The organism is Nitrospirillum bahiense (assembly GCF_007828025.1).
GTDB classification, from domain to species: domain Bacteria; phylum Pseudomonadota; class Alphaproteobacteria; order Azospirillales; family Azospirillaceae; genus Nitrospirillum; species Nitrospirillum amazonense.
In genome coordinates, this window is record NZ_VITO01000015.1 from 94,340 (window position 1) to 119,778 (window position 25,439).

At 68.4% G+C, this 25,439-nt stretch carries 19 protein-coding genes and 2 tRNA genes; 6 read left to right on the plus strand and 15 right to left on the minus strand.

Going from position 1 to position 25,439, the window contains the following annotated elements; translation table 11 throughout:
- Positions 1-112 precede the first annotated feature (112 nt).
- On the minus strand, positions 113-979 hold the full coding sequence (locus FBZ88_RS20565; protein ID WP_246138775.1) for a ferritin-like domain-containing protein: 867 nt from the start codon (positions 977-979) through the stop codon (positions 113-115).
- A 211-nt stretch (positions 980-1,190) separates the two neighbouring features.
- Here FBZ88_RS20565 and FBZ88_RS20570 point away from each other — a divergent pair, with 211 nt between their 5' ends.
- The gene (locus FBZ88_RS20570; protein ID WP_145619024.1) at positions 1,191-3,245 is read left to right on the plus strand and encodes a TonB-dependent receptor plug domain-containing protein; all 2,055 of its coding nucleotides are present in this window, start codon (positions 1,191-1,193) and stop codon (positions 3,243-3,245) included.
- A 41-nt stretch (positions 3,246-3,286) separates the two neighbouring features.
- On the opposite strand, the gene FBZ88_RS20575 is transcribed toward FBZ88_RS20570, so the two are convergent.
- Together FBZ88_RS20575 and FBZ88_RS20580 are read right to left on the minus strand one after the other, a co-directional pair.
- Positions 3,287-3,493 (minus strand): hypothetical protein, encoded by a 207-nt coding sequence (locus FBZ88_RS20575; protein ID WP_088873568.1) that lies wholly within the window; start codon positions 3,491-3,493, stop codon positions 3,287-3,289.
- A gap of 187 nt (positions 3,494-3,680) precedes the next feature.
- Positions 3,681-4,253 (minus strand): flavin reductase family protein, encoded by a 573-nt coding sequence (locus tag FBZ88_RS20580; protein ID WP_145619025.1) that lies wholly within the window; start codon positions 4,251-4,253, stop codon positions 3,681-3,683.
- Positions 4,254-4,524: 271 nt separating this feature from the next.
- On the opposite strand from FBZ88_RS20580, the gene FBZ88_RS20585 reads away from it, so the two are divergent.
- Complete coding sequence (locus FBZ88_RS20585; protein WP_145619026.1) at positions 4,525-4,893, plus strand: hypothetical protein; 369 nt, start codon at positions 4,525-4,527, stop codon at positions 4,891-4,893.
- A 181-nt stretch (positions 4,894-5,074) separates the two neighbouring features.
- Positions 5,075-5,992 carry a DMT family transporter gene (locus tag FBZ88_RS20590; RefSeq protein WP_246138776.1) on the plus strand — a complete coding sequence of 306 codons (918 nt, stop codon included), beginning with the start codon at positions 5,075-5,077 and terminating at the stop codon, positions 5,990-5,992.
- A 152-nt stretch (positions 5,993-6,144) separates the two neighbouring features.
- On the opposite strand, the gene FBZ88_RS20595 is transcribed toward FBZ88_RS20590, so the two are convergent.
- The 4 genes from FBZ88_RS20595 to FBZ88_RS20610 all read right to left on the minus strand — a co-directional run bounded on the left by FBZ88_RS20595 (position 6,145) and on the right by FBZ88_RS20610 (position 9,408).
- Positions 6,145-7,017: a class I SAM-dependent methyltransferase gene (locus FBZ88_RS20595; RefSeq protein WP_145619028.1), complete on the minus strand. Its 873-nt coding sequence runs from the start codon at positions 7,015-7,017 to the stop codon at positions 6,145-6,147.
- Positions 7,018-7,129: 112 nt separating this feature from the next.
- Complete coding sequence (locus FBZ88_RS20600) at positions 7,130-7,585, minus strand: VOC family protein (RefSeq protein ID WP_145619029.1); 456 nt, start codon at positions 7,583-7,585, stop codon at positions 7,130-7,132.
- A gap of 159 nt (positions 7,586-7,744) precedes the next feature.
- The gene (locus FBZ88_RS20605) at positions 7,745-8,563 is read right to left on the minus strand and encodes a class I SAM-dependent methyltransferase (protein ID WP_145619030.1); all 819 of its coding nucleotides are present in this window, start codon (positions 8,561-8,563) and stop codon (positions 7,745-7,747) included.
- Between the two features lie 335 nt (positions 8,564-8,898).
- A complete protein-coding gene (locus FBZ88_RS20610) occupies positions 8,899-9,408 on the minus strand; it encodes a nuclear transport factor 2 family protein (protein ID WP_145619031.1) in 510 nt (169 codons plus the stop codon).
- 266 nt (positions 9,409-9,674) lie between these two features.
- On the opposite strand from FBZ88_RS20610, the gene FBZ88_RS20615 reads away from it, so the two are divergent.
- A complete protein-coding gene (locus tag FBZ88_RS20615) occupies positions 9,675-11,429 on the plus strand; it encodes a DUF885 domain-containing protein (RefSeq protein WP_186464519.1) in 1,755 nt (584 codons plus the stop codon).
- 30 nt (positions 11,430-11,459) lie between these two features.
- Here FBZ88_RS20615 and FBZ88_RS20620 read toward each other — a convergent pair whose 3' ends face one another.
- From FBZ88_RS20620 to FBZ88_RS20635, 4 genes are all read right to left on the minus strand, one after another.
- Complete coding sequence (locus FBZ88_RS20620) at positions 11,460-13,418, minus strand: cytochrome c/FTR1 family iron permease (RefSeq protein ID WP_246138777.1); 1,959 nt, start codon at positions 13,416-13,418, stop codon at positions 11,460-11,462.
- Positions 13,419-13,560: 142 nt separating this feature from the next.
- Positions 13,561-13,637 (minus strand) — tRNA-Arg (locus FBZ88_RS20625).
- A gap of 50 nt (positions 13,638-13,687) precedes the next feature.
- Entirely contained in the window at positions 13,688-13,993 is a 306-nt protein-coding gene (locus FBZ88_RS20630; RefSeq protein ID WP_145619033.1) for an ETC complex I subunit, read from the minus strand.
- Between the two features lie 70 nt (positions 13,994-14,063).
- Positions 14,064-14,140 (minus strand) — tRNA-Pro (locus tag FBZ88_RS20635).
- A gap of 686 nt (positions 14,141-14,826) precedes the next feature.
- On the opposite strand from FBZ88_RS20635, the gene FBZ88_RS20640 reads away from it, so the two are divergent.
- Positions 14,827-16,689: a flagellin N-terminal helical domain-containing protein gene (locus FBZ88_RS20640; RefSeq protein WP_145619076.1), complete on the plus strand. Its 1,863-nt coding sequence runs from the start codon at positions 14,827-14,829 to the stop codon at positions 16,687-16,689.
- 155 nt (positions 16,690-16,844) lie between these two features.
- Here FBZ88_RS20640 and FBZ88_RS20645 read toward each other — a convergent pair whose 3' ends face one another.
- Complete coding sequence (locus tag FBZ88_RS20645; protein ID WP_145608244.1) at positions 16,845-17,198, minus strand: hypothetical protein; 354 nt, start codon at positions 17,196-17,198, stop codon at positions 16,845-16,847.
- A 334-nt stretch (positions 17,199-17,532) separates the two neighbouring features.
- Between FBZ88_RS20645 and FBZ88_RS20650 the strand changes: the two genes are divergently transcribed.
- Positions 17,533-20,529, plus strand: coding sequence for an autotransporter outer membrane beta-barrel domain-containing protein (locus FBZ88_RS20650; protein ID WP_145619034.1), 2,997 nt, complete (start codon positions 17,533-17,535; stop codon positions 20,527-20,529).
- Between the two features lie 102 nt (positions 20,530-20,631).
- Here the strand turns inward: FBZ88_RS20650 and FBZ88_RS20655 are convergent, their stop codons facing one another.
- The 3 genes from FBZ88_RS20655 to metC form a co-directional block, all read right to left on the minus strand.
- Positions 20,632-23,661, minus strand: a complete 3,030-nt coding sequence (locus FBZ88_RS20655; protein ID WP_145619035.1) for a response regulator — start codon at positions 23,659-23,661, stop codon at positions 20,632-20,634.
- A 136-nt stretch (positions 23,662-23,797) separates the two neighbouring features.
- The gene (hisI, locus tag FBZ88_RS20660) at positions 23,798-24,244 is read right to left on the minus strand and encodes a phosphoribosyl-AMP cyclohydrolase (protein ID WP_145619077.1); all 447 of its coding nucleotides are present in this window, start codon (positions 24,242-24,244) and stop codon (positions 23,798-23,800) included.
- A 2-nt stretch (positions 24,245-24,246) separates the two neighbouring features.
- A complete protein-coding gene (metC, locus tag FBZ88_RS20665; RefSeq protein ID WP_186464520.1) occupies positions 24,247-25,428 on the minus strand; it encodes a cystathionine beta-lyase in 1,182 nt (393 codons plus the stop codon).
- Positions 25,429-25,439 lie beyond the last annotated feature (11 nt).

A 25,439-nucleotide genomic window follows, 5' to 3' on the forward strand; every position in this document is an offset into this window, starting at 1 on the left:
GGTTTTGATACCGTGATGGGGCTGTCGGGCAGCGGACATGGCGGGAACCGCGAGGGCGGTCGAATGGCGCGGATGGTAGCAAGGGCGGTGGGCGTCGCCCAAGATGAGTTTGTTACCGAATGGTAACGGGGCGTTCAGTCTGGGGGGGGCCGCCGGCCAGGATGGTCTCCAGGGGCGCCAGCGGCTCATACCAGTCGGGCGGGAAGTTGGCGCGGATGCGGCTGGCGTCGTTGAAGGGGCGCTTGATGTCGCCCTTGAAATACTGGCGTACCAGGGCGCGCCAGTGTTCCGCCGGGTCGTCGCCTGCGGCGGCGGCGATGACGCCGAACCAGCGGCGGCCGGCGGCGACGTGGCCGATCTCCTCGTCATGGATGATCTGCAGCACGGCGGCGCTGTCCTCGTCCCCCACCTTCTTCAGGTTGGCGATCATGGCCGGGGTCACGTCCAGGCCGCGCGCCTCCAGCACCATGGGCACCAGGGCCAGGCGGGCGGCCAGGTCGTGGGCCGTGACCTCGCTGGCCTGCCACAGCCCGTCATGCGCCGGCAGGTCGCCGTACGCCGCGCCCAGCGTGGCCAGGCGGGCGGCCAGCAGGGCGTGGTGCTTGGCCTCTTCATCCGCCACCGTCACCCAGTCGTCCTTGAAGGCGCGGGGGACCGGCGTGCCGTCGGGGAAGGTGGTGAAGCGGGCGACGATGTCCCAGGCCAGGTCGATGGCGTTCAGCTCGATATGGGCCAGGGCGTGCAGCAGGGCCACGCGGCCCGCCACACTGCCGGCCTTGCGCCGCTTCGGCATGTCGCGGGGCAGCTTCAGTTCCGGCCGCCCGGGCCGCGCCGGCCGGTCCGGCGGGGTGGGGCCGGGAAGATCCGGCAGTGATCCGCCGCGCCAGGCCGCCGCATAGAGCCGGGTCAGCCGCACCTTTTCCGTCGGCGCCGCCGTGGTCAGCACATGGATGGCGGCCGCTGCGAGGCTGGAGGGCAACGGTTGCTCGGCTGAACCATATTGGAATGGTTCTAAAGTATCGGCCGAAGCGGGGTCTGGAACATGGTAGGGTGCCATGGCGTTTTTGGACGCCATCCGGTGGGGGGAAGTCAAGGGGTCCGCGCCCCCCGTCGGGATTTGACAGGGCCCCGGGCGGCATTTAAGCCGTCGAGCCCCGGACATGGGGGGACAATGCGGGGAGTAAATCGTCATGAGGCGGGCGGGGATCGCGCTGGCGGCGGCATTGTTGCCGGCGGCTGCTTGGGGGGCGGGGGATGCGGACCAGCTGCCCACCATCATCGTCACCGGCCGCGTGCCGCCCGACGCCGCCACCGAGCGCATCTACGGCACCCTGCAGCTGGACGGCACCTGGCTGGACGCGGCACCCGAGCGGCGGCTGGATGAGGCGCTGCGTAGCGTGCCCGGCTTCTCCCTGTTTCGCCGGACGGGCAGCACCAGCGCCCACCCCACATCACAGGGCATTTCCCTGCGCGCCCTGGGCCCCAACGGCGCCGGGCGCACCCTGGTGCTGGTCGACGACATCCCGGTCAACGACCCCTTCGGCGGCTGGGTGTACTGGAGCCGCCTGCCCACCGCCGCCATCGCCAGCGTGGCGGTGACCGAGGGTAGCGGCGCCGGCCCCTGGGGCAACCAGGCACTGGACGGCGTCATCCGCATCACCACCAAGCCGCTGCAAGGAGGCGAGGTTCGCGCCGGCAGCAATGGCCTGGCGGAGGGAACGGCCGGCGCCGCCGGCGGCGGCGTCTCGGTCGTGGCCCATGCCAGCCGCAGCGACGGCAGCTATCTCGTGCGATCCGACCAGCGCGGCCCCATCGACACCCAGGCCGGCTGGGATGACGCCTGGGTGGATGTGAAGGCGCAAGGCGATGCCGGGCCGCTGGCGCTGGCCGGCACCCTCTCCGCCTTCCATGAGCACCGCGGCAACGGCACGCCCTTGCAGGAGAACGGCACCGACGCGCTGGAGGGCAGCCTGCGCCTGGCGGATGAGGATGGCCCCCTGGGCCTGCCCTGGCACGGCACGCTGTACCTGCGCCGCTATGTCTTCAAGAACATGTTCTCCTCCGTCAACGCCACCCGCACGGCGGAAACGCCCGCCCTGGACCAGTACCGCGTGCCGGCCACGGCCGCCGGTGGATCGCTGTCAACCACGGTTGAGGAGGGCGGGGGACGCCGCACCGTGCTGGGCGCCGACCTGCGCTGGGCCGAGGGGGCGACGCATGAGCGCTTCCAGCCCGTGGCCGGGGTGTTCCAGCGCGATCGCGATGCCGGCGGCGACCAGGTGGTGGGCGGCGTCTATGCCGAGCAGACGTGGCCGTTGACGCCAGTTGTCGACCTGCACGGCGGCGTGCGCCTGGATGGCTGGAGCACGGGCGACGGCCACCGGGTGGAGCGCTCCATTCAGACGGGCGCCCTGACGCGCGACGACCAGTACGACGACCGGGGCGGCGCCTTGCCCACGGCGCGGCTGGGCGCCGACTGGCGGCCCGGCCCGGACTGGACCCTGCGCGCAGCCGCCTACACCGGCTTTCGCCTGCCGACCATCAATGAACTCTACCGCCCCTATCGCGTGGGCAACGACATCATCGAGGCCAACGCCCAGCTGAAGCCGGAGCGCATGGTGGGCGCGGAGGCGGGGGTCACCTGGGCGCCGTCGCATGGTCCCACGGTCAGCCTGACCGCGTATCACGACGGTGTGACCGACGCCGTGGACAATGTGCTGATCACCACCAAGCCGGGAACGGTGCCGGGTTTCGGCGTGGTGGTGCCGGCTGGTGGCACCTTCGCCCAGCGCCGCAACCTGGACCGGGTGCGCGCGGAGGGGGCGGAGATGCGGGCGACCTGGGCCCTGGACCCCACGCTGGATGCCACCTTGGGCTATCTGTGGAGCAGGTCGACGGTGCTGCGCGCCGACGGTTTCGCGGCGCTGGTGGGCAAGCGCCTGGCGCAAAGCCCGCTGCACACCGGCACGGCGGACCTGACCTGGACGCCGTCGTCCGCCTTCACCACGGCGCTGCGGGTGAAGGCCAGCGGCCAGCAATATGAAGATGGACTGAACAGCCGCTCGCTGGCGCCCACGGTCACGGTGGACCTGTCGGGCACCTGGCGGATATCGGATTATCTGGCGGTTTTCGCCACGGCGGAGAACCTGTTCGACCGCACGGTGGAATCAGGACGCCGCATCGATGGCCTGGTGGCGATTGCCCCGGGGCGGATCATCTCCGCCGGAGCCCGTGTTGCCTGGTAGTGCGCGTCAACTGAAAGGACTGTCGGGGCGCGGGAGAATACTTAGCGCGGGGTGACGGCGCTGGAGGGCTGCTGGTTCACGTAGAACTCGGCCGGGAAGGCGGGTTTATAGTAGTGGCCGGCCTTGACCAGGGCGCGTTCGTGTTCCGAACGCATGTAGCTGATCACCGGCAGGGACCAGGCGATGCTCAACAGCAGCACCCACAGGCTCAAAGTGACCAGGCGATCTTTATTGAACACGGCGGTCATGGTCCTTACTCCTAAACTTCCCTAACCATCGTCCTTTATTGTGGAAGGATTAAGGCGGGAAGCAGCGCGTTGCGGCTCATGACGTTATTTTTACGCCCGGGAAGATGAACAGGTCGCTAACGACCGGGCGGGTCTCTTTGAATTTTTCGCAAGTGGTAATGGTTAAGCCATCGCGCGGGTGCAGGGCTCACCCGCTGACGGGTTCGCCGATGGCGTAGAAATGGCCGCCGGCAACGTGGTGCAGGCTGCGCCAGGCGGGATCGGCCACCTCGTACATCCAGTGCCCGTCCTTGAAGACGCGGGCGTCGGCCCAGGCGGCCACGACCTCGCCGATGAACAGGTCATAGGTTTGCTGGTTGTGCGGCTCGGGAATGACGCGGCAGGACAGCCAGGCGGCGCAGCCGGCGACCAGGGGCGGGACATGACCGTCCATGCGGAACAATTCCACCCCATGGCGGGCCAGCTTGTCGGGTGCGTCTGCCAGGCTTTCGCCGCCCACGCCGCGAGTCAGGCTCGCCTGCGCCCGTGTCGGCACCTGCAGGGCGAAGACGCCGCTGCCTTCCACAAGGGTCCGGGTCGCCGTGGCCTTGTCCAGCACCAGGGTCACCTTGGGCGGGTCGAAATCCAGCGGGCAGGCCCAGGCGGCGGCCATGACGTTGTCCGTACCGCCATGGTGGGCAGAGACCAGCACGGTGGGGCCGTGGTTCAGCAGGCGATAGGCCTTGGCGAGATCGACGGGCTGGATGGGGGCGATTTCCAAGGGTCTGCCTCTCTGGCGGTGGGCTGCGCACGCCAGAGGTAACCCATCCGATGGCCGACGTCATCGTTGATGGGCGCGCCGCTGCGCGCTTAACGGGAATCTGCGCAAAGGCGGGCGGAAGAATAAGGGAAGAAGGAAATAAGCGGCCCCTACCGTACGGTTGTGTGGCCGGCGACGGGGCCTCTGCCGCCGGATAGGTATGGATAACATGCCGACACAGGGTGGGGTTCACGAAGCCCTATTCCCGGCAGGATATGGAAGGAAAATAATTATGCGGAAATCGGTATTCGCCGCGGTTTGCGCCGCGGCCTCGTTCCTTGTTCCGGCCGCATGCTGGGCGGCCGACAGTGACATCGTCGTCAACGCGCCGACGGCGGCGGCATCCTGCCTGCTGTCCGTCGACGGCACCGTAACCTCCACGCCCAAGCTGCCAGCCACCGCCGTGACCATCGACTACCTGCCGCCGGGCGGTGGCGCGTCGGTGCGGCTGGGAACCAACCTGCCGCTCAAGGACGGCGCTTATCATTGGGCGGGCGCCGTTCCGGGCTACATGTCCATCGCCTCGGGTGGGCAGGTGAGGGTCACCACCAACCGCCAGGTCTCGGCGACGGGTGCGGTGACGCCCAGCTGCGGCAGCTGATCCATTCGTATCGTACAGTACGGGATCGGGGTGCCGGCCGCGCCGTTTGGCGGTGCCGGCATCTCCCGCTTTTAAAAATGTCACCGGCACAAGAAACGGATTGGCCGGGCGCCCCCCTCGCTCTAACGTTGCCGCCCGCGCCGGCGGTGGCCGGCCGCATCGCCGTTCACGGGTTGCCGCCATGTCCCCCATCCTGGGCCTGTACCTGACCGCCGTCCTCATCTGGGGATCGACCTGGTATGTGATCGAGTTCCAGTTGGGGGCCGTGGATCCGGCCGTGTCGGTGGCCTATCGCTTCGGCCTGGCGGCCGTGCTGCTCATGGGCTGGCTGGTGGCGCGGGGGCAGAAGGTGATCCCGCCCCGGCACGCCTGGCGGCAGGTGGCGCTGGTCGGCGCCTTCACCTTCTCCACCAACTACCTGCTGGTCTACCTGGCGACCGAACGGCTGCCGTCCGGCCTGGTGGCCGTGGCGGGCTCGGCCCTCAGCCTCATGAACGTGCTGAATGCCCGCATCTTCCTGCGCCAGCCCATCCGCCCCCTGGTGCTGCTGGGCGGGCTGGTCGGTATGAGCGGGGTCGTGCTGCTGTTCCTGCCTGAACTGCGGGTGGACGGCCTGACGGGCAAGGCGGCGGTGGGCCTGGCCCTGGTCATGCTCAGCAACGTCAGCTCATCGCTGGGCAGCATCTGTGTGCAGCGCGGGGCCAAGCTGGGCGTTCCCTTGCTGCCGGCCACGGCGTGGAGCATGGCGTTCGGCGCCGTCCTCATGGTGGGGGTGGCCCTGGCCCGGGGCGCCGTCTTCAGCTTTCCGGCCAGCCTCAGTTACGCCGCGTCCTTGGGCTACCTGGCCCTGTTCGGCTCGGTCATCGCTTTCCTGGCCTACTTCTCCCTGATTGGCCGCATCGGGGCGGACCGCGCCGGCTATGTCGCCGTGATGATCCCCATCCTGGCGCTGATCATCTCCACCGTTTTCGAGGGCTATCACTGGTCGGCGGCGGCCTTCATCGGCCTGGCGCTGGCGGTGGCCGGCAACCTGCTGGTGCTGGGGCCTAAGACCTGGCGCAAGCCAGAGGCGGACGCCGCCCCGGCGACGGCCAGCTAATACGTGCGGCATTTGATCGTGACCGCTCAAATGCGCCCCTCAGGCGCCGGGCGGCCACATCCGTGGCCTTGGCTTGTCCTCGATTTCCAGTCCGCCTTCGGCTCCCCAGAAATCTCCGGCACCGCAGTCGCAGGCTACAGCGGCACGAGTCGCTATCTCGTGCCGCTGTTATAACCAGCAAATTCCACCCGCACCAGGCCGGGCAGCTTGTGGCGCAGGGCAGGCGTGAGGCGGAACAGCGTGTCCATCAGGCGGGGCAGGCCGCGCGGCATGCGATAGTCCAGCGTCTCCACCACCGCCACCTGGGGCGACCAGCCGCGCAGGGTGGGGACCACGGCATCGGCGTCGATGCCCCAGGGCATCGGTGGGATGCGGTAGTGCGGCGTGCGGTGCAGGCCGCGCAGGGTCAGTCGCGACAGCCAGACGGGCACCGTGTCGAAGACCAGCTGCCCGCCGGGGAAGCGCCGGGCCAGGGCGGCCACCAACCGGCGCACGTCGGCCTCGGGCAGGTACATGAACAGCCCCTGGGCGACGATATGCACGGGGCCATCGCCTGTCACCGCGTCCATCCAGGCGGGGTCGCGCGCGTCGGCCGCCAGGTGGCGCACGCGGGGGGCGGGTGGCAGGAAATGGTCGCGCAGGGCGATGCCCTCCGGCAAATCCACCGTCAGCCAATTCAGGCGCCCATTGTCCACGCGGTGGCGCTGGGTCTCCAGCCCCTCGCCCAAGGATACGATGGTGCCGTCCGGATGCCGTTCCAGCCAGCGGCGCAGGATGGCATCGATGGCGGCGGCGCGCATGGCGTGCGACCCGTCGGCACGGCCGAAGTGGCGCTCATAGTCGTAGGCCAGGGCCTGGTAGATGCGCACCGCCTCCGGGTCGTGGAAACGGGCGTTGGGCCGCATCGCCTCCGCCGCCCGGTTGTGCAGGGTCCACAGCATGGTCTCCGGCACGCCAGTCAGGCCCGGATGGGTCAGCCCGGGGGGCGGTTTGGGCGCCTTGGGTGGCGGACTGTCAGGGCTCATGAAGCAGAGTTTCCGGCTATGGTGTGCAGCCAGTCGGCCAAGTCGTCGAAGGGACCGGCCCGTAGGCGATACGGGCGGGCGCGGGCGTCGTCGCCGGCGGCGCCGTCACCGCTCATCGCGTGGTGATCTTCAGGCCGCTGTTGGCCTCCATCTCGGCGATGGGCACGTCGCGCACGGGCTGGAAGAAGGTCCAGACGTGCCCCTCGGGATCGCGGGCGCGGTAGGTGAAGTCGCCATAAAACTGCTCGGCCGGTTCCGCCACGATCACCGCGCCGGCGGCCCGGGCCCGCGCGCAATGGGCAATGGCGTCGGGCACCGCCACATGGACGCTTTGGGTGTTGGCGCCGCCCACCTGCGACGGGCTTTTCACCCAGTCGTCCCAGCCCGGCGGACCCAGTCGGATGCGCCCTTCGCCCAAAACCATCTGGGCATGCTGCACCCGACCCCCGGTGTCGGTGACGCGCACCTCCACAGCAAAGCCGAAGGCGGCCTCAAGAAACCCCAGGGCTGCGGTCGCGTCCCGGTAATAAAGGGCGGGGATGATGCCGCCGCGGTCATGGGCCGCCATCACAGGCCTCCGCCATCACGGTATGGCTGACAGTTTCCATCAACGGAAACTGTTGTCAAATCAGGAAACACGTGCTGGGTCAGCCCCCTCACGCGGGCACCTTTCCTGATTGCGGCCCCATCGTCCGCGAAAGGAAACCATGCGGGCGCGAGCGGGCGATCAGCGGGGCTTTTCCGCGACGAACACCAGGGACCATGGCCCGATGATGGCGTGCTGGGGGTCGTGAAGATGATACATGGCCGGCCGGAAGCCGATTTCGGCCAATTTGACGAACATCTGCAGGCCGGGAATTGTCCAAACCAGCACGCCTTCGTCGGGCCGAACCGGATCACCGTGGAATATTTTCTCTTTCAGGTACGTGACATGCCCACCCGCCGCGAAGGCCCGCACGTCGTCGAGCGGTTCGCCCACATGATAAGGTAAGGTGAAGATGTGCCTCCCGCCCGGTTTCAGCACTCGGAAAACCTCGCGATGGGCGGCGTAGGGGTCGGGAATATGCTCAAAGACGTCGCTGGACAGGACCACGTCGAAGGCGCCGGATGGCAGGGATAAATGCTGGAGATCCTCATGGCGCACAGCGCCGACATGAGGTCCACCGGGGATGTCAGGGCCGAAATATTCCGAACAGACGTAACCGGGAAGGCGGCTCAAGAGGTCATGCATGGCGCGCCGGGACTCGGTATTATAAACGGTGAAGAATTCGGGCAGATCAAGAGGCCCGCTTTCGCTTTGTCCTGTCAGGGCGCGGAAGACCTTCATCATTTGGCGCTGGCGGCAGAATGAGCCACACGCGGTGCAGAACCCCGACTCCCGCTGGTCATCCACACGGAAACCGACAATATCCCCATGCGTCCCGCATACGTTGCACACGGCAATCAGGCGCCCGTCGATCGTTTCGTGATACCCGCTGTCGCGTGGCGAAAAGGGGAAAACCTGCTGGCCCGCCAAGCTGGCGCGCGGGATCTCCGTATTCGGCATCTTCACCCACTGTTCCTATTGAGGAAAAGCTGCTGGGCGCGGGCGCTGCTTCCCGTAATCAGCGGCGGCTGAGCCGGCGGGCGATGGGCGCCTCCTGCCTAACAGAGATGCTACGGCATGGCCGGAGGGATGGAAAGACGGACGGTTGAGATAGGCCTCATCGGCACTACCACGAGATGGCTATTCCCAATCTTGACGCGAATGTACGGCTATATGCCTAAAGCGTTCAGCAGCACGCCCGTCGTGGCGCAGGCGGCCACGGTGGGCAGCAGGCCGATGCGGGCCCAGACGCGGGTCGCCTCGGGCAGGCTGGGTAGGGGCAAGAGAGGTGGGCTTCAGAACACGCCCTTGCCGTCGGGGTCGCTGGCCGGCACCGGCTGGCTGACGGACCAGTGCTCCACCACCTTATCGTCCAGCACCCGGAAGATGTCGACCACCGCCGTGCCCTGGGTATCCGGGCCGGGGATGGCGTGCACATGCAGCACGACCAGGTTCCCCTGAGCAATGCTGCGAACGACCTCCACCTTGGCGTCGGGATGATGCTGGAAGAACGTGGCGTAGCTGTCCTGCAGGGCGCGGCGCCCATCGGCCAGGCCGGGAGTATGCTCCCGGCAGTCCAGGGCGACGTAGCGGTCGGCGGCGGACAGGTCGTGCCTGTTGAAGAAGGCGTCGTAGAAAGACAGAACCGTCTGGCGGTTGGCCTCGCCTTCCGCCGCGCTGTCGGGGATGCGGGTATTGGTGGCGCCGGCCGCCTGGTTGGCCGGGGGTGGGGCGGCCTGGGACGACGCCAGGCCGGAACCGGCCAGCGCGACGCCCAGGGCCAGGGCACGGAGTGTCAGGCGCATCTCTTCCTCATCGGGGACTGGGCGACGGGGGAAGGCGGGCGGGCAGGGCGATTCCCATCACGCGCCCGTCCCCGCGTCGCCCCTTTACCTGCACGGGCATTGTGGCGACTCTGGGGTGGTGGCGTGGAAGGGTTGGGGCCATGCCGCTTATACGGATCGATGCATCGGGCCCGGGCCTGGGCGCGTCGTCGCACGATAGTATAAAATATTTGACATACAATATCCCATCATCGACCCTGCGGGGAAATGACGGGCAGCAGGGGGCGATGATGAACCGTACCGCGGTGGCGCTGGTGTTCACTCTGGCGGCGGTATCTCCCGTCTGCTTTTCCGCCTGGGCCAAGCCCGGCATCCCGATCGCCAAGCCCGCCGGCGGCGTGGACGCCGTCATCGCCGACTATGAGGCGCTGGCCCGTCAGACGGACGGCACCGACGGGCCCGGCTGGCCGGACGTCAGCAAGGCCGCCGCCGACCGCCGCGCCCAGGGCTATGCCGCGTTGAAGGCCCGCCTGGACAGGCTGCCGCCCTCGGCCCCCGATGGGGAGGAGGCGCTGACCCGCCGCTTGCTGGACTGGCGTCTGGGCGTACTGGTGGACGGTGCCAGGTTCGATGAGGATCGCATTCCCTTCGACAATGGCGACGGCTTCTTCAACACCGCCAACTACGCCGCCGCCACCACCGTCATCCGGACGGAGGCGGATGCCCAGGCCTGGATCGCGCGCCTCAGGGCCTTGCCAACCTATTATGACCAGCAGATCGCCAACATGCGGCGCGGGCTGGAAACCGGCTTCGTCCAGCCGCGCCCCACCGCCACGTCCGTCCTCAACATCCTGAAGATCGCGGCTGACCAGCCGGCTGAGGCCAGCCCCCTGCTGGGGCCGCTGAAGGTCCTGCCCGCGACCATTCCGGCCGAGCGTCAGGCGGCCCTGCGTGCCGATGCCCTGGCGGCGGTGACCCAGGTGGTGAAGCCGGCGCAGGCGAAGCTGGTGGCCTTCTTCGAGCAGGACTACGTGCCCCATGCGCGCGACACGCTGGGCGCCAGCAGCCTGCCGGACGGGCGGGAGTACTACGCCTACGCCGTGCGCCGCTCCACCACCACGGACCTGACACCGGATGCCGTGTTCGCGCTGGGGGAGCGGGAGGTGGCGCGCATCCGGGGTGAGATGGAGGCCGCGATGCGGGCCACCGGCTTCACCGGCACATTGCCCGAGTTCATCGCCAAGCTGCGCACGGATAAGCAGTTCTACGCCCCGGACTTGGCGACCTACGTGGAAAAGGCCAGCGAGATCGGCAAGCGCATCGACGGCCTGCTGCCCCTGTGGTTCGGCAAGCTGCCGCGCCTGACTTGGACCATCCGGCAAAAGCCGCCGGAGCAGGAGGGCTCGTCCAGCGGCTATGACCTGGGCGACCCGGTGAAGGGCGTGCCCGGCCGCGTGGTGGTGGGTGCCAAATCCTTCGGCGACCCGCTGTTTGGCCTGCCGTCCTGGATTCTGCATGAGGGCGTGCCCGGCCACCACCTGCAGATCGCCCTGGGGCAGGAGCGCACGGACCTGCCGGCCTTCCGCCGCAAGGACGAACCCACCGCCTTCATCGAGGGCTGGGCCCTGTATGCCGAGCAGTTGGGCGAGGACATGGGCGTCTACCGCACGGACTACGAACGTTTCGGCCGCCTGTCCTTCGACATGTGGCGCGCCTGCCGCCTGATGATGGACGTGGGCATCCATTGGAAGGGGTGGAGTGCGGAACAGGCCGCCAACTGCCTGCGCGACAACACGGCCCTGCCGGAACGCGTGGTGCTGGGTGAGACGCAGCGCTACATCGCCTGGCCGGCCCAGGCCCTGGCCTACAAGGTGGGAGAGCTGAAGTTCCTGGCGGAGCGGCGACGGGCGGAGCAGGCGCTGGGCGCCCGCTTCGACATCCGCGCCTTTCATGACGCCGTGCTGGACGACGGCCCCATGCCCATGGACATCCTGCACGACCAGATGGGCCGCTGGCTGGCCCGGCAGGGGGCGAAGCCGTAACCCGCCGCCCGGCGCTTGAGGGGGAAAGCCTTAGGCTTTCCGACCAGCCCGCAGGGCGTTGTACGCGAAGCCGACGGCCAGGGCGGCGGCCATCGCGGCCTGCGCCGCCACGGTCTGCGCCGTGGGGAACAGGCCCACGATCTCCACGCTGGGCACATGGGCCAGGGGGATGACGTCCAGCCAGCCGGCCTCCTGCAGGGCCTTTACGCCCTTGCCGGCCAGCACCACGGCCAGTACGGCCATCAGGCCGGAACTCCAGGCGAAGAAGGCGCCGATGGGCAGGCGGCGGCTGTAGCGCAGCAGCCCCCAGGCGATGGCGGCCAGCAGCAGCACGGCCGCCCCAGCGCCGGCCAGCACGGCCATGTGCGCCCCCTCCGCCCACAGCGCCATGTAGAACAGGATGGTCTCGAACACCTCGCGATAGACCACCACGAAGGTCAGCAGGAACAGGAACCAGGCCGACTGCCGCGACAGGGCGTGGGACAGCTTCTCCTTGATGTACAGCTGCCAGGCGCCGGCCTGGGACTTGCCGTGCATCCACACGCCCACTGACAGCAGCACCAGGGCGGCGAACACCGAGCCCAGGCCTTCCGTCAGTTCCCGGCTGGCGCCGCTGATGGACACCAGGTACGTCGCTACGGCCCACGTCGCCAGGCCGGCCGCCAGGGCGGTGGTCCAGCCCAGGTGGACATGGCGCAGCACGTCCGCGCGCCCGGCCTTGCGCAGGAAGGCGATCATCGCCACCACGATCAGCAAGGCTTCCAGCCCTTCGCGCAGCAGGATGGTGAAGGCGCCGACGAAGGTGGAGGCGTCGCTGGCGGCGGTTGGCGACAGCGCATGCTCCGCCTCGGTCAGCAGGCCGGTGATGGCCTGGGCCTGGGCCCGCACCTCGTCCGCCGGCCGGCCCTGGCCGATGACGCCCCGGAAGGCGCCCATGGCGCTTTCCACGCGGGTCATCAGGCCGCCGTCGCGCGCCTTCAGGATGGGCTCCACCGGCTCGAACCCGTCGAGGTAGGCGGCCAGGGCCAGGTCGCCCGCCGCCTTGGCGTCGCCGGCCTCATAGGCCTTCACGGCCAAGCCCAGCTTGGCGCGCGCAATGGCCAGGCTGTCGTTGGCCTTGGGCATGACCGCGTCGGGATGGGCGCGCAGATAGGCCAGCAGCGCCTGGGCGTCGCCAGCGCCCACCTTTTCCTCCAGGGCGGCCTGCGAGGTCTGGGTGAGGGCCTCCAGATTGGGAAACAGGGCGCGCAGGTCCGGCCGCGCGCGCCACAGCGCCTCACCCGCCTGGATGTCGCCGGGGGTGAAGGCGAAGCCGCCGGCGATGAAGGCTAGGGCCCAGCGGTCGTCGGCCGGCAGGTGGGCGAAGCTGACCATGGGTGTGCCGTCCAGCCCCTGCTCGATCACCTGTTCCAGGGCGAAGACGCTGCGCTGCCGTGCGCGCCCGGCGTCGCTGAAGGCCACGGGCCTGGGGTCCAGCGTGACGCCCACCGGGCCGTCGCCATGGCCGGTGGCGCCATGGCAGGCGGCACAGTTCTCGGCATAGAGGGCCCGGCCCCGCGCCAGGTCGGGCGGGGTGTTGGGCGCCAGCGGCACGGGGTAGGCGGCCAGCAGATCCCGGCCCAGGGCGCGGGCCAGGCCTGCCACCTCGGCCGGTGGCGCCTTGGCGGCGATGGCGGCCTTCAGCGCGTCGCCCTGGGCCTGCAAGCGGGGCAAGGCGGGGGTGGGCGGCAGCTCGGCCATCCGCTCCCGCGCGCTAGCCGCGAACTCCGCCTGTTCGGCATATTCGCTTTCGCTGGTCACCCGGCCGTCGGTCACGGCGCCGGCGTAATCCACCGCCACATAGTCCAGCAGCCGCCAGATGGTCTGCGCCGGGGCCGGTTCCGCCGCCCGGGCAGGCAGGGCGGTAGCCAGGCCCAGCAGCATGAAGGCGACGGTGAAGAGGTGGCGCGGTCTGACCATGGTGCGGCCCGGCTGAGAAGTGCGAGTCATTCTCAGTAACTCCGCCGCCGGCCTCTTTGCAAGCATTGGTGAGCGCGCGTCTGCCCTGTGGATGCGCCATGGGCCCGTTCACTGCAGCGGCCCGAAACGACAAGACCCGCCGCGCAAGGTATGCGGGGCGGGTCCGGCGGGTTGGCGACCCCAGCTGGATTCGAACCAGCGACCTACCGCTTAGAAGGCGGTTGCTCTATCCAACTGAGCTATGGGGCCCGGAGGCGGCCCCGGGCCCGAGGACCGGGGCGCCCGATATCAGGAGGGGATCAGAAGCGGCCGACGCGGGGACGGTCGGTGCGGAAGTTGTCGGCGTAGTTCTTCGGCCGGACGATGCGGTCGTTGTGGGTGATGACCTCATAAGTCCACCCCTTGCGCGTCGCGTAGGCGATGGCCTCTTCGGCGCTGTCGAACGTCAGCTTCACCTGGTTCAGGGTGTCGCCCGAGCTGGTCCAGCCCATCAGCGGCTCCGGCCGGCGGGCGGTGGCCAGTTCATATTCCAGGATCCACGCATGGGTCTTGCCCCGGCCGGACTGCATGGCCGTCTTGGCCGGCTGATAGATACGAACCTGCATCTCTGGAACGTCCCCGGTTGAACGAAACACCTGTTGCCTGCCGTCGCCGTGCCGGCGCCGGTCCGGGCGATGGTCGGGGCGCCCGGATTCGAACCGGGGGCCTACGGTTCCCAAAACCGTCGCGCTACCAGACTGCGCTACGCCCCGAAACCATCGCGAGCTAGGGTTTACGCGGTTCGCGGGGCCATGGTCAATCAGGAAAGCGGCCCGGCGCGCGGCAACCCTGACCCGCCGCGCGCCCGGCTTTCCAGCTGAAATCCCGGCTACTCAACGCACGAGAGAGTGGTGATGTGCCCGGCAAAAAGCGCCACGGCGACGGCCGGTGGCCGGCCACAGGCCCCGGGACCACGGCCTATCCGGGGCCCGACAGGGCGCATGCGGCGCCAATTCCGGGCCGGCAACCAGGAAATCCCGGCCGCCTTGGGCTGCTTCACCCGGCAATTTTGACCGGGCGGCGGGAAATTCCGACCGCCCCAATTGTTCGCATTCCTGTCGCGGCCAGCGGTCCGAGACCAAAAAATTCCTTTATTTACAGACGTGTAAATATCGCCACGGGCTGTTGGCACGGTTTCTGCGGTTAGCCGGCCGAACCTAACCGTCCATCAGAGGAGGTTGATGGCGACCATGCCAGCGTAGCGCCCCCGGGCAACCCCGGACCAATCCGTCCCGCCATCCCGGCAGGAACGGGTTGCCGCCCGGAGACGGGGACTTAGGCCCCCCCGGCAGCGGGCGGGTGGTGCTCTTCGATGGCATGGGACCAGCAGCTTGCTCTCGCCAGAAGGATCAGACCGGCCCAAACGGCCGCCCTCCGGCAGCTCAAAAGGAGATAGATGATGTCCTCTCAAGTCGCCCTCTCTTCGGCAATGCGTTCCAACCTGCTGTTGCTGCAGAACACCAACAGCTCGATCGACAAGCTCCAGGCGCAACTGTCCACGGGCAACAAGGTCAACAGCGCGCTGGATGGCCCCACCGCCTTCTTCGCCGCGCAAGGTCTGAACCAGCGTGCCAGCGACCTGTCCACCCTGAAGGACGCGATGGGCCAGGCCATCAGCACCATCAAGGCGGGCAACCAGGGCATCACCTCCATCCAGAAGCTGATCGACCAGGCCAAGGGCCTGACGACCTCGGCCTACTCCAACCTGGGCAATGACCCCAGCGCCATCGCGACCCGCAAGTCGCTGGCCGCCCAGTTCAACGACATCAAGGACCAGATCGACAAGCTGGCCGCCGACAGCGGCTACGGCGGCAAGAACCTGCTGGCCGGCAGCGGCCAGACCTTCGACGCCACCTCCACGTCGCGGTCCACGGTGAACTCCATCACCGGCCTGTCCAACAGCCGCGTGACCAACGTCACCACCTCGGACACCTATTCCATCCGCGTATCCGGCACGGGCGACATCTCCGGCAACGCCGGCGACATCGCCTCTGCGGAAGACGCCCGTGGCCTGTTCGGCCTGAAGGTGTCCGGCAAGCTCAGCAGCACGGCCGGCAACTTCTCCGACGTGTCGATCGAAATCCGTGGCGCCGTGGGACAGACCCGCACGGCCGTGGTCACCGAAGGCGGCGAGTCCCGGTCCATCACCTTCTTCGACAATACCCAGAGCGCCACCAACAGCCTGGTGAGCGCCGGCACCTCGGGCACGCCGCAGATATCGCAGGTGAACATCACCGGCAACATCGATGAGGGCGATACCTTCAACGTCACCATCAATGGCCGGACGTTCAGCTACACCGCCTCGGCCGGTGACGTGGCTAACCCGTCGCCCACGTCGCGCCAGACCGCCATCGCGACCAACCTGCAGAACCTCATCACCAACTCCATCTCCGTCCCGGGCAGCTCGATCTCAGGCTTCACCGTCAGTTCCTCGACGCCCGGCACCTTCCAGATCACCGCGGCCAGCCCCTATGGCACGTCCAACAGCTTCACGTTGGGCAGCTCGACCGTAAACGCCCTGACCAAGGACATCTCCGTGTCCTTCTCCTCGGGCTCGGTCGTGTCCTTCACCGTCGACCGTTCCACGCTGGAAGGGTTGGGCACGGCGGGCAACGGCACCTCCACCATCGAGAAGGATGTGGATCTGTCCGTCACGGCCACCGACCTGAACGGCGTGTCCATCACCCGGTCGGGCGCCAATGATCGTGGCAGCGGCAAGCTGACGGATGGCGAAAACGCCATGTCCTTCACCACCGGCACGGTGCGCATCAACGTCGACTCGACGAAGATCATGCAGGCGGCCTCGGCCAACCGGTCCGCCAACATGACGACGTCGCAGCAGACGCCGGCCAACACCCAGAACGACCTGTCGGTGCAGTTCAACGAGACCAACACCAACTCGCTGAGCGTCAAATCCACCAACGTCACCACCGACGGCCAGGGCCTGCGTCTCGACTACGCCCAGAACGATTTCCTGGACCGGTCGGACATCGATGCCGCGGTGGCCCAGCTGACCTACGCCACCACCCAGCTGCGGTCCGCCGGCCAGACGCTCAGCACCAACCTGAACGTCATCCAGACCCGGTCCGACTTCACCGACGCCTTCAACAACGTCCTGTCGGACGGTGCTGACAGCCTGGTGCAGGTCGACCAGAACCAGGCCGGCGCGGAGTTGCTGACCCTGCAGACCCGCCAGTCGCTGGGTGTCACCACCCTGTCGCTGGCGAACCAGAGCCAGCAGGCCATCCTGAAGCTGTTCTAATCGGCGACGGCGGGGGCGGGCGGCGGCGTGGCAAAAGGCCACCCGATGCCCCTCCCGCCGCCCCGGTCCCGGACAGCGGCGGGCACAAGGAAAAGGGCGGTCCCCAGCGGGCCGCCCTTTTTCATTTTGCGCTCAAGCCTGAGGAATCGCTTGGGTCATTCCACTCCCAAAACGACCAGGCGCGCCGGCTTCTTGAAATTCATGGTGATCATCAGGGTGGCCCGTCCCTTGATGACGTACAGGGCCTTGTCGGCCACGACGGGCAGCGGAACGTTGCGGGACATGCAATAGCCCACCAGGGCCGCCTGCAGCTCTTGTTCCGGAATGGTGACGTCGTTGGCGGCACCGTTCAGGGTCACGGACAGGCGGGCGCTGACGCCGCGGTTGACCGTGTATTCCAGGCTGGTGACATCCCCGTCGGGGAAGGCGTCGTTCAGCTTGCGTCGCCGTTCGGTGATGGCGCTCACCACCTCGCGGTCGGTGAAGACGATGCAGCGTAGTTCCTTCATGCGCTCGCGTTCCGGCAGGCTGGGGCGCGGGAACTCTACGCCAGGTCTGCGCGCCGCCGCCAGTTGCAAATATCCCAGGCCCATCGCGTCCCGCCGTCCGGAAGGATAGGCGCAGGCCGGGCTGCGGCAAATTGGCCGATCACCGTGACGGCGGGAATTTTTCTCAAAATGGCGCGCCGGGTTTGGACGACCGGGCCGTGTAACCAGGTCCGTATGGGCCGCATTCCCCCGCCCGCAACCCGGCCGTCCACAACCCGGCCCAGTTCCGTCCCTTCCCGCCGGTCCCCCGGCCAAATGTCCGTTATTCGTCTGAACAGGCAGGATTTTCCAGCAAATGAAGCGCCTTCTCGCGCCGGTGGCCGCAGCGCCCCTGTGCCTCGCCGCCCTGACCGATCTTCACGCGGCGACGACGATTTCCGACACCCGGACCACCGGGGTGGCGACCTCTTCGGCCGGCGACCTGACCATCACGGGCACAGTCAGCCCATCCAGCGGCACCGCGGTGACGCTGGACAGTAACAACACCGTCAGCAGTTCCGGCACCATCTCCATCACCGGCGGCGACGATACCACCGGCATCCTGGTGAAGGGCGGTACCACCGGCAGCGTCGCCGTCAGCGGCACCCTGACGCTGACCGACAGCAGTGTCAGTTCCACCATCCCGTTGACCTCGGCCGAGCGGCGTTATGGCATCTGGGTCTCGGGCGACGGCGTGTTCACCGGCGCCATCAACACCTCGGCCACCCTGACGGTGCGCGGCAACGACAGCGCCGGCATCCTGGTCGCGTCCCAGATGGATGGCGACCTGACGATGAGCGGCACGGTTTCCGTGACCGGCAACAATTCCTACGGCATCCGGACCACGGCCACGACCGGCAACCTCTTCATTTCCGGGACGGTCAGCGTGCTGGGCACGGGCTCGGTCGGCGTGGCGGTGGATGGTGTCACGCAGGGCGAGGTGAGCGTCTCGGGCAGCATTACGTCCACCGGCTACCTCTCGACCACGCGTCCCACGACCACGGCCGGCTTCGCGGCGCTGACCGCCAATGACCAGTTGCAGGGCGGTGCCGCCTTCCGCATCGCCTCGACCTCGACGGGTGGCCTGAACCTGGAATCGACCTCCTCCATCACCTCCTACGGGTCGGCCCCGGCGGTGGTGATCGGCAGCGCCAACGGCGAGGTCGAATTGGGGGTGGTTCCGGGCGATACCCACGGCCTGCTGCTGGCCGGTGGCATCGTCGCCAACGGCGTCTATGACGGGTTCAGCACGACCGGCGTCCAGATCGGCGGCTTGGGCGGGACGGTGCTGGTGGACGGTGGCATCAACCTGACGGGTACCGTGACCACCGTGTCCTACAAGGCGGATTCCACCGGCCTGTCGGTCGGGTCGGGCGCCACCATTCCCGACAACATCACGGTGTCCGGCACCATCAGCACCACGGTGTCCTCGCAGTCCTCGAAGGCCACCGCCATTTCCATCGCCAGCGGCGCCAACGTCAACGGCCTGACCATCAGCGGTACCGTCGCGGCCTTTGCCACCGGCTTTGCCGGTGCCACCACCGCCGTGGGCAGCAACGCCGTGGCCATTTACGACGGGTCCGGCACCGTCACGCAGATCACCAACAGCGGCACCATCTCGGCCACCGTTACGGAATCCACGGACAACACCGGCATCACCGGCACGGCCACGGCGCTGGACCTGCGGGCCAACACCGTCGGCGTCACCATCACCAGCAGCGGCACCATCACCGGCGACATCCTGCTGGGCTCGGGCGACGCAACCGTCAACCTGACGGGGGGCAAGGTCACGGGCGCCTTGTCCTTCGGCAGCGGCACCAACACGCTGACCATCGACGGCGGCGCCGTCTACACCGGCGCCCTGACCAGCGACGGCACCCTGGCCGCCACGGTCACCAACGGCAAGCTGCGCAACAGCAGCACCAGCACCATCACCATGCGCTCCCTGACCGTGGGGTCCAGCGGCGAGATCGACTTCACCGCCGACCCGGTCAACAACACCAACACCCTGTTCAACGTTTCCGGCGCCGCCTCGCTGGCGTCGGGCACCAAGATCGGCCTGATCTTCAAGAGCAAGGTCACCGACGCCAACAGCTTCACCGTCATCAAGGCCAGCAGCCTGAGCGTGGGCAGCACCGACCAGTCGCTGCTGGGCGACGTGTCCTACTGGTACAAGGCCAACGTCGCCACCGACACCACCGCCGGCACCGTGACGGTGAACGTGGCCCGCCGGACGGCGGCCGAGGCGGGCATCACCGTGGGCGCCGGCGCGTTCAACGCCGTCTACGGCGCCTTCGACAAGGATACGCAGATCGGCGAGGCCTTCTTCAACGCCACCAGCGCCAGCACCTTCGGCAGCCTCTATGAGAAGATGCTGCCCGACTACAACGGCGGCCCCTTCCAGCTGCTGAACCGCGGCATGATGGCGCTGGCCCGTACCGAGTCCGACCCCACCGTGGCCATGAAGGATGAGAAGCGCGGTGCCTGGGTGCAGGAACTGGGCTTCGCCGTGTCGCAGAACCGCGGTGAGGGCCCGGGCTATAACGGCAACGGCGTGGCGCTGATGGGCGGCTACGAAAAATCCATGGAGAATGTCGGCATCGTCGGCCTGTCCTCCTCCTACATGATCACCGCCGTCAACGATCCGGACGCCTCCAGCGGCAACCAGGTGAAGGGCGAGGTCTTCACCGGCGGCGCCTACTGGCGCGACCGGTATGGTGGGCTGATGGCCAGCGCCAGCCTGAACGCCGGCTATATCCGGTTCTCCAGCAAGCGCGTCTTCACCGGCACCGACGATGAGGGCGCCGCGTTCGAGCGCGACGCCAACGCCCACTGGTCGGGCTATCTGGGCGATGCCCATTTCGGCCTGGGGTATGAGCAGTCGCTGGGCTTCATGTTCGTGCGGCCCACCGCCTCGCTGGACTATTTCGTGCTGTCCGATGGCGCCCACCAGGAAAGCGGCGGCAGCGACGGCTTCAACCTGAAGATCGACGAGCGCACCGGCCAGCAGGGCAACGCCGAGGCCGCCTTGACCTTCGGGACCCAGCTGGGCGGCGATTTCCAGTGGAAGCCCGCCCTGACCGTGGGGTGGAAGCAGGTGTTCGGCGATGGCCCGGGCGACACCACCGCCAGTTTCGCCGGCGGGTCCAGCTTCACCCTGATGCCGCAGTCCGTGGTGGGCGGCGGACCCATTGCCCGCATCACGGTGCAGGGCGGCAACCGCTACTCCGACATCGCGTTGGAGCTGGGCGGGGAAGACCGTCGCGGTTTCATCGGTTATGACGCCCGCTTCGTGAGCAAGTTCCGGTTCTGATCCGGGCGCTTCGCGGGCATCTGGCAAGGCGGTCCCCATCCGGGGGCCGCCTTTTTGTCATGGCGTTGGCACTGGCTAAAGCCAGGGGGAGCTGGGGGTAACCTACGCCACGTCCAAACCCAGGAAACGTTGGCGCAGCGCATCCCAGGAGCGGTGGCCCAGGTCGGCCAGGGCCCGCAGCTGCTCCTCCACGTCCGCCCCGCCGTCGGCCCCACTGCCTAACTGGGCTAGGCTGTCGCCCAGCAGGCGTGCCTGGCGGGCCAGCAGCACCAGGCCGCAGCTGTCGGCCATCACCGCCAGGTCGCGCGTGGCTTCCCGCAACGCCCCGGTCGCATTGGCGGCGCTCAGGTCCAGGACGGCATTCAGCCGGCCGCGGCCGCGGCTGACGATGCCGTCGACCAAGGCGCGGAAGTCCGTCGGCGGCACCGTCCGTTCCAGCCGCGCCAGGACCCGGGGTTCCAGCAACAGGGTGGCCGCGTCCGGTTCCGCCACCGGCTGGGGCGCGCGCTCCGCCAGCCAGCGGCCCACCGTTTCCAGGAAGCGATCGGACTTGAACGGCTTGGACACATAGTCGTCCATGCCGGCGGCCAGGTATTCCTCGCGCATGCCGGCCATGGCATTGGCGGTCATGGCGATGATGGGCATCTGCGGTACGCGCACGTCCACGGCGCGGATGCGGCGGGTAGCCTCGATGCCGTCCATGACGGGCATCTGCACGTCCATCAGCACCAGGTCGAAACGGGTCTGCAGGCAGGCGCGCACAGCCTGCGCCCCATCCTCGGCGATCTGCACCTGGTATCCCGCCTTTTCCAGCAGGACCGAGGCGATGGTCTGGTTGGTGAGGTTGTCCTCCACCACCAGGATGCGGGGCTTGTTGCCGCCCGTCGGGGCGGCGGCGGCGGGGCGGGGCGGGGCGGTCTCCGCCAGGTCGACGCGCAGGCCGCAGGCCTTGGCCAGCGCCTCCAGCAGCTGGGGGCGGCGGATGGGTTTGGGCACCACGGCATCGAACAGGCTTTCGCGCGCGTCCGCCCCCGCCGCCGGCGCCTCCAGCGAGCTGGCCAACAGCAGGCGCACGCCGGCCAGGCGCGGCTCCGCCCGGATCCAGGCGGCCAGGCCGGGCCCATCCAGTTCGGGCATGTGGTGGTCGATCAGGATGACATCCGGCAGAGCGGCCTGGCCGCCATCCGTACACGCGCCATCCAGCGTGCCGTCCATCACCGCCATGGTCCGCAGCAGATGGTTGCGGGCCTGAATCCCGCCCGAGGCCTCATCCACCGTCATGCCGCAGGTCATCAGGTGGTGCACCAGGATGAGGCGGTTGACGGGGGTGTCATCCACCACCAGGGCGCGGCGGCCGCGCAGGCGGTCGCCCAGGGGCTGGACGGTGCGGCTGGGGGCCACCGCCCGTTCCAGCGGGATGTCGAACCAGAAGGTGGAACCCTCGCCGGGCGTGCTCTCCACCCCGATGCTGCCCCCCATCAGTTCCACCAGCTGGCGGCTGATGGCCAGGCCCAGGCCGGTGCCGCCGAAGCGGCGGGTGATGGAACTGTCGGCCTGCTCGAACATCTGGAACAGTCGGCCCGCCTTCGCCGGGTCGATGCCGATGCCGGTGTCCTGCACGGTGACGCGCAGGCGCCGCGTCTGTTCCGGCAGGGCCGGCCCGTCGCCCAGCAGCTTGATGTCCACCGACACGGCACCCTTGGCCGTGAACTTGATGGCGTTGCCCACCAGGTTCAGCAGCACTTGGCGCACGCGGGTCGGGTCGCCCCACCACATGCCCATGGCGCCTTCGTGCACGAGGGCCCCGATCTCCAGCCCCTTGTCGCGGGCCTTTGGACCCAGGATGGACAGGACACCGTCCACCAGCTCATCCAGGTTGAACTGGATGCGTTCCAGACTGACCTTGCCCGCCTCCAGCTTCGAGATGTCCAGGATGTCGTTGATGACCCCCAGCAGGGCGTCGGCGTTGTCGCGGATGATTTCGGCATAGCCCCGCTGCTGGGTGGTCAGCGGCGTGTCCAGCAGTATCTGCGCCATGCCGGTGACGCCGTTCATGGGGGTGCGGATTTCGTGGCTCATGTTGGCCAGGAAGTCCGACTTGGCGGCGTTGGCCCGCTCCGCCACCTGCCGGGCCTCTTCCGCCGTGCGCCGGGCGCGGTCCAGGTCGCCGGTCAGGGCCAGCAGACGCTCGCGCTGGGCGTTCAACTGCCCGTTCATCAGGTGGACGCGGCGATACAGGGCGACCATTTCCGCCAGCAGCAGCAGCAGAACGACGCTGGAGGCGATGGCGCCATCGGCGCGGGCCAGGAACCAGCCCAAGGTGAAGCGCGCCAGGCCCAGGCCGTTCAGCAGCGTGTCCATCGCCAGGGCGACGGTGGAAATCAACAGCCCCAGATGGCCCACCGTGCGGACCTTGGTCACCGTTGCCAGGATGGCCGGCGTGCAGAAGTTGATCAGCAGCATGGCCACGTAGATGACCTTGACCGCCATGTCGTTGTTGTAGGTGTTGACCAGGGTGACGCGCGGCAGCCAGCGGTCCACGGAGAACAGCACTGCGGCCAGGGTGAGGCCGGCCGCCAGCACGGCGCCCACCCCAACGCCCAGCGCCAGCATCTTGCGCACGTCGCCCGCCACCGGCGGCGGGGCCTGGCGCTGCCGCTGGGCGAAACCCAGCACCGCCAGCGGGAAGGCCATGTGCCAAGCCGTGTACAGCCACAGCGCGGACTGCGACAGCGGGCCGTCGGGGTCCAGGGGCGCGAAGGCGCCGGGCAGGGCCGCCACCTGCAGCACGGCCATGGCGCCGGAATAGGCGTAGCCACCCACCAGCCACAGCAGCGCGCGGTGGCCCGACAGCAGGAACTGGCTGGCGATCAGGAAGGACGTCAGCAGGTCGGTGATCAGGATGATGACGGCGTAGGCGGGCAGCAGGCCGGGGATGTTGCCCACGGGCGTTTTCGCCCCCATGGCGCCGATCAGGAACAGGGCCAGCATCGCCAGGCCGACCAGGAAGGCCGCCGCGTGCTGCGATGGTGTGGTGGGGGCCGCGAACAGGGTGGCGGCCTGCGCCAAGTCACGGGGGCGTGGGGATGACGATCCCAATTCGCCACCAGCCCCCTGAACAGCGCCAGTCATACCCGTCTTCCCCCACGGGGGACCCACCGGTTCCACCCAAAAACCGGATCGGACCCCACTGCCAAATGGTCGGCCACCAAGCAGTCGCCGTCAATTGGACAATACTGGAAACGGGAAACGATTGCTGGACTTTTAGCTAAGTTGTTGTGTGTTTGTGGCCATGCGGCGGATACAGGTCCAGGGGGTCGGTGACCACATCCGCGATTGTGGACAGCCCGTCCGGCGTCGCCGAACGGTAGAAGCAGGACCGGCGCCCGGTGTGACAGGCCACCCCTACCTGATCGACCAGCAGCAGCAGGGTATCGCCGTCGCAATCCACCCGCAGTTCCCGCAGGTGCTGCACCTGGCCCGAGGTGTCGCCCTTGCGCCAAAAGGATTGGCGCGAGCGCGACCAGTAGCAGACCCGGCCGGTGGCCAGACTTTCGGCCACGGACTCACGGTTCATCCAGGCCATCATCAGCACCTCGCCCGTGTCGTGCTGCTGGGCGATGGCCGGCACCAGGCCGTTGGCGTCGAAGCGGATGGTGGCCAGCGTCGCCTCGACGGTGGCGGCGGGCAGGGGATAGGCGATGTCGGCACTCATGCTCACGCGGCGGCTCCCTTCATGCGGGCCAGGCCCTGTTCCAGGTCGCGGATCAGGTCGTCGGCGTCCTCCAGGCCGGCATGCAGGCGGACCAGGGTGCCGGTGCCGGTCCAGGGCGTGGCCGTACGGATCTTGCGCGGGTCGGTGGGCAGGATCAGGGATTCGAACCCGCCCCAGCTGAAGCCGATGCCGAAGTGGGACATGCCGTCGACCAAGGCCGCGATGGCGGCGCGCGGCTGCTTCTTCAGTTCCACCGTGAACAGGCCGCTGGACCCGGTGAAGTCGCGCTTCCAGATGTCATGGCCGGGGCAGTCGCCGAAGGCCGGGTGCAGGACGCGCTGCACCTCTTCCCGGCCCTTCAGCCAGCCGGCGATGGCCAGGGCCGTCTCCTGGTGGCGGGCCATGCGGGCGGCCAGGGTGCGCATGCCGCGCATGGCCAGATACAGGTCGTCGCCGCCCACGTTCTGGCCCAGCTGCAGGGCGGTGTCCTTCACCCGCTGCCAGGCCTCGCGCGTGCCGACGATGACGCCCACGGTGGCATCGGCATGACCCACGAAATACTTGGTGGCGGCGTGGATGACGACGTCGGCGCCCAGGTCCAGCGGCTTGCTGCAGATGCCGGCCGACCATGTGCTGTCCACCAGCACGGCCACCCCCTTGTCATGGGCGGCCTTCGCGATGGCGGGGATGTCCTGCACCTCGAAGGTCAGGGATCCGGGGGATTCCAGCAGGATGGCCGTGGTCTCCGGCCGCAGCTTGTGCCGGATGTCGGCGCCGATCAGCGGATCGACATACTCCACGCTCACGCCCAGGCGCGTCAGCACCTTGTCGCAGAAATCGCGCGACGGGCCGTAGACCGTGTCGGCCACCAGCAGATGGCCGCCGGCCTTGGCGTAGGCCAGCAGGGCGGTGGTGACGGCGGCGAGGCCGGAGCTGGCCACCACCGCGCGGTGCCCGCCCTCCAGCGCCGCCACCGCGTCCTCGAACGCCAGGCTGCTGGGCGTGGAGCGGCGGCCGTAGCGCGGCGCCCTATGCTCCGGGTCATGCCCCTCCAGCTCATCCAGGCAGGAGAACAGGATGGTCGATGCGCGATAGGGCGGCACGTTGACCACGCCGTAATTGTCCAGCGGGTTGCGGCCGGCATGGACCAGCAGGGTGGCGGGGTTTTTCGTGTCTTCAGACATGGCCCGGTGGG

Excerpts from the sequence above, each read along its gene's own strand:
- FBZ88_RS20570 (WP_145619024.1), top strand. The coding sequence starts at position 1,191 with ATGAGGCGGGCGGGGATCGCGCTGGCGGCGGCATTGTTGCCGGCGGCT.
- FBZ88_RS20575 (WP_088873568.1), bottom strand. The coding sequence starts at position 3,493 with ATGACCGCCGTGTTCAATAAAGATCGCCTGGTCACTTTGAGCCTGTGG.
- FBZ88_RS20585 (WP_145619026.1), top strand. The coding sequence starts at position 4,525 with ATGCGGAAATCGGTATTCGCCGCGGTTTGCGCCGCGGCCTCGTTCCTT.
- FBZ88_RS20590 (WP_246138776.1), top strand. The coding sequence starts at position 5,075 with ATGTCCCCCATCCTGGGCCTGTACCTGACCGCCGTCCTCATCTGGGGA.
- FBZ88_RS20595 (WP_145619028.1), bottom strand. The coding sequence starts at position 7,017 with ATGAGCCCTGACAGTCCGCCACCCAAGGCGCCCAAACCGCCCCCCGGG.
- FBZ88_RS20600 (WP_145619029.1), bottom strand. The coding sequence starts at position 7,585 with ATGGCGGCCCATGACCGCGGCGGCATCATCCCCGCCCTTTATTACCGG.
- FBZ88_RS20605 (WP_145619030.1), bottom strand. The coding sequence starts at position 8,563 with ATGCCGAATACGGAGATCCCGCGCGCCAGCTTGGCGGGCCAGCAGGTT.
- FBZ88_RS20610 (WP_145619031.1), bottom strand. The coding sequence starts at position 9,408 with ATGCGCCTGACACTCCGTGCCCTGGCCCTGGGCGTCGCGCTGGCCGGT.
- FBZ88_RS20615 (WP_186464519.1), top strand. The coding sequence starts at position 9,675 with ATGATGAACCGTACCGCGGTGGCGCTGGTGTTCACTCTGGCGGCGGTA.
- FBZ88_RS20620 (WP_246138777.1), bottom strand. The coding sequence starts at position 13,418 with ATGACTCGCACTTCTCAGCCGGGCCGCACCATGGTCAGACCGCGCCAC.
- FBZ88_RS20630 (WP_145619033.1), bottom strand. The coding sequence starts at position 13,993 with ATGCAGGTTCGTATCTATCAGCCGGCCAAGACGGCCATGCAGTCCGGC.
- FBZ88_RS20640 (WP_145619076.1), top strand. The coding sequence starts at position 14,827 with ATGTCCTCTCAAGTCGCCCTCTCTTCGGCAATGCGTTCCAACCTGCTG.
- FBZ88_RS20645 (WP_145608244.1), bottom strand. The coding sequence starts at position 17,198 with ATGAAGGAACTACGCTGCATCGTCTTCACCGACCGCGAGGTGGTGAGC.
- FBZ88_RS20650 (WP_145619034.1), top strand. The coding sequence starts at position 17,533 with ATGAAGCGCCTTCTCGCGCCGGTGGCCGCAGCGCCCCTGTGCCTCGCC.
- FBZ88_RS20655 (WP_145619035.1), bottom strand. The coding sequence starts at position 23,661 with ATGACTGGCGCTGTTCAGGGGGCTGGTGGCGAATTGGGATCGTCATCC.
- hisI (WP_145619077.1), bottom strand. The coding sequence starts at position 24,244 with ATGAGTGCCGACATCGCCTATCCCCTGCCCGCCGCCACCGTCGAGGCG.
- metC (WP_186464520.1), bottom strand. The coding sequence starts at position 25,428 with ATGTCTGAAGACACGAAAAACCCCGCCACCCTGCTGGTCCATGCCGGC.